This window comes from Novipirellula sp. (assembly GCF_041583735.1).
Taxonomy (GTDB): Bacteria; Planctomycetota; Planctomycetia; order Pirellulales; family Pirellulaceae; genus Novipirellula.
Genome location: NZ_JBFHFD010000691.1, coordinates 1 through 4537, shown reverse-complemented (window position 1 = coordinate 4537; position 4537 = coordinate 1). Strand labels below are relative to the sequence as shown.

General features: G+C 54.8%; 6 protein-coding genes and 1 pseudogene. 5 read left to right on the top strand and 2 right to left on the bottom strand.

The window, feature by feature from the left end:
- The coding region (locus tag ABX962_RS31060; RefSeq protein ID WP_372725406.1) for an acyl carrier protein at positions 1 to 381 on the top strand (381 nt) is incomplete at its 5' end.
- A 16-nt stretch (positions 382 to 397) separates the two neighbouring features.
- Here the strand turns inward: ABX962_RS31060 and ABX962_RS31055 are convergent.
- Positions 398 to 571: a hypothetical protein gene (locus tag ABX962_RS31055; protein ID WP_008691263.1), complete on the bottom strand. Its 174-nt coding sequence runs from the start codon at positions 569 to 571 to the stop codon at positions 398 to 400.
- 353 nt (positions 572 to 924) lie between these two features.
- Between ABX962_RS31055 and ABX962_RS31050 the strand changes: the two genes are divergently transcribed.
- The 4 genes from ABX962_RS31050 (at position 925) to ABX962_RS31035 (ending at position 3858) form a co-directional block, all read left to right on the top strand.
- Entirely contained in the window at positions 925 to 1422 is a 498-nt protein-coding gene (locus ABX962_RS31050; protein WP_372725404.1) for a TadE/TadG family type IV pilus assembly protein, read from the top strand.
- A gap of 67 nt (positions 1423 to 1489) precedes the next feature.
- Positions 1490 to 2680 (top strand): pilus assembly protein TadG-related protein, encoded by a 1191-nt coding sequence (locus ABX962_RS31045; RefSeq protein ID WP_372725402.1) that lies wholly within the window; start codon positions 1490 to 1492, stop codon positions 2678 to 2680.
- A gap of 4 nt (positions 2681 to 2684) precedes the next feature.
- Entirely contained in the window at positions 2685 to 3140 is a 456-nt protein-coding gene (locus ABX962_RS31040; protein ID WP_372725400.1) for a TadE/TadG family type IV pilus assembly protein, read from the top strand.
- Positions 3141 to 3396: 256 nt separating this feature from the next.
- Positions 3397 to 3858 (top strand): hypothetical protein, encoded by a 462-nt coding sequence (locus tag ABX962_RS31035; protein WP_372725399.1) that lies wholly within the window; start codon positions 3397 to 3399, stop codon positions 3856 to 3858.
- A gap of 83 nt (positions 3859 to 3941) precedes the next feature.
- On the opposite strand, the pseudogene ABX962_RS31030 reads toward ABX962_RS31035, so the two are convergent.
- Positions 3942 to 4537: pseudogene (locus tag ABX962_RS31030) on the bottom strand (hypothetical protein); the annotation flags it as partial.

The following is a 4537-nucleotide window of genomic DNA, read 5'->3' as shown; positions in this document are numbered from 1 at the left end:
CTGCACACTGCCAACGGTCAATCTCGGTCCGAGGCGGTTTCGGCGAAAGACGACGCATTGCTGCAAGAGCTTCGTTTGCTCGACCACGATGCACGGTGCGAGCGGCTGGAAATCTACTTCAGCGAGCAACTTGGCAAAATCATGTCGTTGGACCCGACCACATTGGATCGATCCGAATCGCTCGGTTCGCTCGGTCTCGATTCGCTGATGGCCATCGAGTTGAAAAACACGATCGAAACCAAGTTGGCAATCGTGATCCCGATCAGCCATTTCATGGACGAACCCAGCATCGCCACGTTAGCGAAGATTGCTGCCGAGATCATCGGCGCCGATGCGGCGGAAGCGAGTCACGAGCAAGAATCGTCGGTTGCTTCGGAGTAGAGCGACGGTCGCCGGTTTACTTCGATTCTTTCAATTTCTTTGCTTCGGCTTCCAACGCAGCGACTTCGTCTTCGAGTTGCTTCAGTTCATCGAGATCGTCGGCTTGTTCACGCGACCCAGCCAATCGAGGACGCAGGGTTTGTAGTTTCTTGTTGATAACATCGAGACGCTTCTTCGCTTTTTTATCCATGATTTCGTTATGTAGTGGAGTGAGGGGATCAATCAATCCAGCATTGTACTTCATATCGTTCGCACGCCGAGTCGGCTTGTCGAAAACTCGGAGGGCTGACCGTGAATTTCAACTCTGCTGACTCCGCTGTCAGTCATCGTCGTCACTGCCTCCGCAAACACCGGTGCACTTGGTGCAATCGGCACATTCTGCATGACGTGCTAACTCGGGTCGCAAAAAACGAATGAAGATCCGCTTTTCTGGGGGGTGTGTAAGCTAGTTATTAATTGAATGCGAAGTCCGTCGTGGATCAATGGCTGCGACGCGAGTCCCTTCCCCACTAGAAAATTGGCTCAAAGGCGATTTCCGAAATCATGGGTGCCACCGAATCATCACGCAGTGTCGGATCCGTATGCGGCGCCGGAACACAAGGCAGACGCTACTTTCGCCGCTCCGTCGCCATCCATAGCGTCTCACAGCGTCGCGGTACTGTCAGCGTCGAATTTGCCTTTGTCGCCATTCCAATGTTTATCTTGCTGTTTGCCGCCGTCGAACTGGGCCGTGGGATGATGACAGTCCAAGCGTTGGAGGAAGCGGCTCGATCGGGTTGCCGAATTGCCGTACTGAAAGGGGCCAACACTTCGGACATCAAAGCCGAAGTCAAACAGTTGACCGAAGCGATGGGGATTTCCAAACACAGCATCGAAATCGAACCCGCTTCGCTAGATACCACTCCGCAATGGGAACCCGTCACGGTGCGTGTGACTGCGAACTTTGCCGATATGACTTGGTTACCCGTTCCACGTCATTTCAGCGGTATGAGTTACACCGCCGCTTGTGTTTTGCCCCGTGAAGGCGAGCTTGTTCAATAGTTTTGATGGGTTAGTGTTCTCTCTGCGTGATGCGCAATGGCATTTTACTTTTCTTCAGCGAGTTTCAATGATGACGCGAATTGCTTTCTCTCCAGCGTGCAAACGTCGCGGGGGCACAATTGTGTTGTTTGCCGTTTTGATGATCGTCATCGTTGGCATGGCGGCCTTCGCGGTGGACATTGGCCGGATGCAATTGGTCCGCAGCCAATTGCAGTGTGCAGTAGATGCAGCAGCAATCGCCGGAGGACTGCACCTTAAGAACAATCCCGATGATATCCAGGGTGCCAAGGCGGTGGCAGAAAGTTTTATTGCCAAGAACAAAGTGGGCTTTGTGGTCGATGTACCGCCGGACACCATCGCTTTGGAAACCGGAAACTGGGATCCCAACACCGAAACGTTTACCGTATCAAACACCAACGCCAGTGCGATCCGAGTGCACGCGGTTCAAGACAGGGAGCCTTTCTTTTTCGCGGGCATCTTTGGTCAATCCTCGTTCTCAATTCCTCGTCATGCCATTGCATCCGCACCCGGTATCCCGCTGGATATCGTGATGGTCCTCGACTTGTCGGGATCGATGGGCTCCGATGGACGCATCGAGGCACTGCAGCAAGCATCACCGGAATTTGTGACGATGATGGAGCTGTCGCTCAAAGAAGACCGCATCGGAGTGATGGGGTACGGCGCCCGAAAAGATAGCTACGATCCAAAGAAAGAGGGGCACACCGGAATCCTGTATACCGCAACGCCGTCCAGTTTGTTTCCGGATCCCTATGACACGTCCACGGATTGGGTAGGCATTCTCGAAGCTCGGATGACCAACGATTTCTCGTTCTTGAAGAACGACATTCTGTCGAGCAGCTCGTTGACGTCCGACAAATACGGCGGAGGGACTCCGATCGGTGCCGCCGTTCGCGATGGGGCTCACTATCTGTACGCCAACCATCGCAAACACGACAGCCACGGTAACACTGTCAAGATGTTGATGGTGGTGATGAGCGACGGCTATGCCAACAAACCTGAAGATGACCCGGACCAATATGCGATTGCGATGGCAAACTATGCCGAAAGCCTCGGAATCGAAATTCACACGATTAGCTTGGGAGATGACGCGGATGTCGCGTTGATGACCGCGATTGCAAACGCAACCGGCGGTAAACAGTTTTCGGCCTCGGGCAGCGGAAGCGAACTAACTCGTACGCTGAAACAGGCCTATCGTAACATCGCTGGCACGATCAACCGCACCGTTTTAGTGCAATAGAATCATGATGTCATTTAAAAAAACGAAGTCGATTGCGCGTCGTCACGCGAAATCTCGATTCATCAGACGACGAAAATCACACGGGATCGCGGCGGTGGAGTTTGCCGTCGTCTTGCCGCCCCTGCTGTTGCTGATCCTGGTATCGGTCGAGGTGGCTCGCGCGTTCGCCGTCCAGCATTCGCTGCAAGAAGCGTGTATCAATGGGTGCCGTATCTACGCGCTTGGTGACAAGACGCAGCAACAGGCAAGTGACATGATCCATCTGTCGCTAGGCGAAGCAGGCATCTCGGGGCACAGCATCGATTTCGTTCCTGCGACTAAGGCCGAGATCACAGCCGAGATGCAGCCGGTCACGGTCACCATTTCGGTGCCATACAGCCAAGTCGGAGTCGGTGTGCAGTGGATGCTGGCCGGAACGACGGTCACGGCCAGTACGACGCTGCCAGCGGAATCACGCTAAACCCCCCTCTTGTCTGGACCCGTGTCTTGTCTGGACCCGCGTCTCGGCTGGACATGTGCCTTCCCCCCCCTCTCTCTCTCTCAGTAGACAGCTTTGCGATCCCCAGATCGCTCCACGATTCGGTTGGGCGGGAAGGATGATTCTTAGCGAAACGAAGTCGAACATTTTCCAGTTCTTGCTACAATCCTGGATTGGCTCGTCCATCACCATCCTCGCTGGCGAGCGAATTGACCTATAGACGACGTACTTAAAGCAGATGATGAGCAAGAAGAAAAAGAAAAACACCCGCATTCCACACAAATTTTTGCCGTGGATAGATGTTCGCAAAAAGTACCGTTTGTCGCACGCGCAAGTCCAAATGGCACGCGAATTGGGGATGTCGCCCAAGCGGTTCGACCGGCTCGCTAACACCGAACATAAACCGTGGAAGGTGCCGCTGCCGCAATTTATCGAATCGTTATACGAAAAGAAGTTCGGCAAGACCGAACCCGATCATGTGCAGTCGATCGAAGAGATGGCGGCTGAACATATGGCCCGCCGCGAAGAGCGAAAAGCAGCGAAAGCCGCCGAAGAGGCTGCCGTAGATGACACTGCAGATAGCACCGCTGAGGATGCTGAGCAGCCCTCCGCCCCGCGAAGCGATGCTGGGGGCGAGCCCGACGTTGCTCCCAATGCCTCGCTCGACACCGATGCGAACGAAGCGTCCGAGCCATCGTAATGCATCGTGGATGCCATTCCCGCAAGCCGCTATCGCTCTTGCATCGCAGGGAAGCGGAATTGTCGAAAACAGGCCGGGCAAGATCAGAATTTCAAGCTGGCTTCGATAAACAGAGCATCGTCGAGATCGATCTCGCTATTGCTGCTTTCAAATTCAATCGAGCGATTGAACGCATAGCCCGACTCGACAAAGAAGCCTCGATTTCCGGCTCGCAGCAATTCGTAGCCGACAAGCAACCGCAAGTCGCTGAGCGTCAACTCGTCCGATATGCCGCTATCGCGTGTGACGGCCCATGTGTTTCCGCCCAGGGTGCCGCCAAGATACGCCCATGATTCCGAGTTGCCGCCGTCTTTGGAGATTCGGCGGGCGATCCGCGGACGCGGCAGCATGGCATCGATTTTCCACTGCGGCGTGGGAGTCCATGTGGCACCGGCTGCGGGTAGCAGCGGCAGGTCGGCACGGCCCAGGTAGACCGCTCCGAAGGACAAGCTTAAATCGGGTCGGCACTGCCAATTGACCAAGCCCAACCCAAATAATCGCACTGCATTTTCGTCGGTCGTAAAGTCGCTGCGTACAGACGGCGTGACAACCAACGTTGTCGAAATGACTGCGGACCATTCTTTGCGGTTGAAAAAGGTCACGCCGGTGTTGTAGAGCGTGCCCGGCAGGTCGATGGTGT

What these genes read in the sequence shown, in the direction of transcription:
- ABX962_RS31055 (WP_008691263.1), bottom strand. Translation starts at nt 571, where the DNA reads ATGGATAAAAAAGCGAAGAAGCGTCTCGATGTTATCAACAAGAAACTA.
- ABX962_RS31040 (WP_372725400.1), top strand. Translation starts at nt 2,685, where the DNA reads ATGATGTCATTTAAAAAAACGAAGTCGATTGCGCGTCGTCACGCGAAA.
- ABX962_RS31050 (WP_372725404.1), top strand. Translation starts at nt 925, where the DNA reads ATGGGTGCCACCGAATCATCACGCAGTGTCGGATCCGTATGCGGCGCC.
- ABX962_RS31045 (WP_372725402.1), top strand. Translation starts at nt 1,490, where the DNA reads ATGATGACGCGAATTGCTTTCTCTCCAGCGTGCAAACGTCGCGGGGGC.
- ABX962_RS31035 (WP_372725399.1), top strand. Translation starts at nt 3,397, where the DNA reads ATGATGAGCAAGAAGAAAAAGAAAAACACCCGCATTCCACACAAATTT.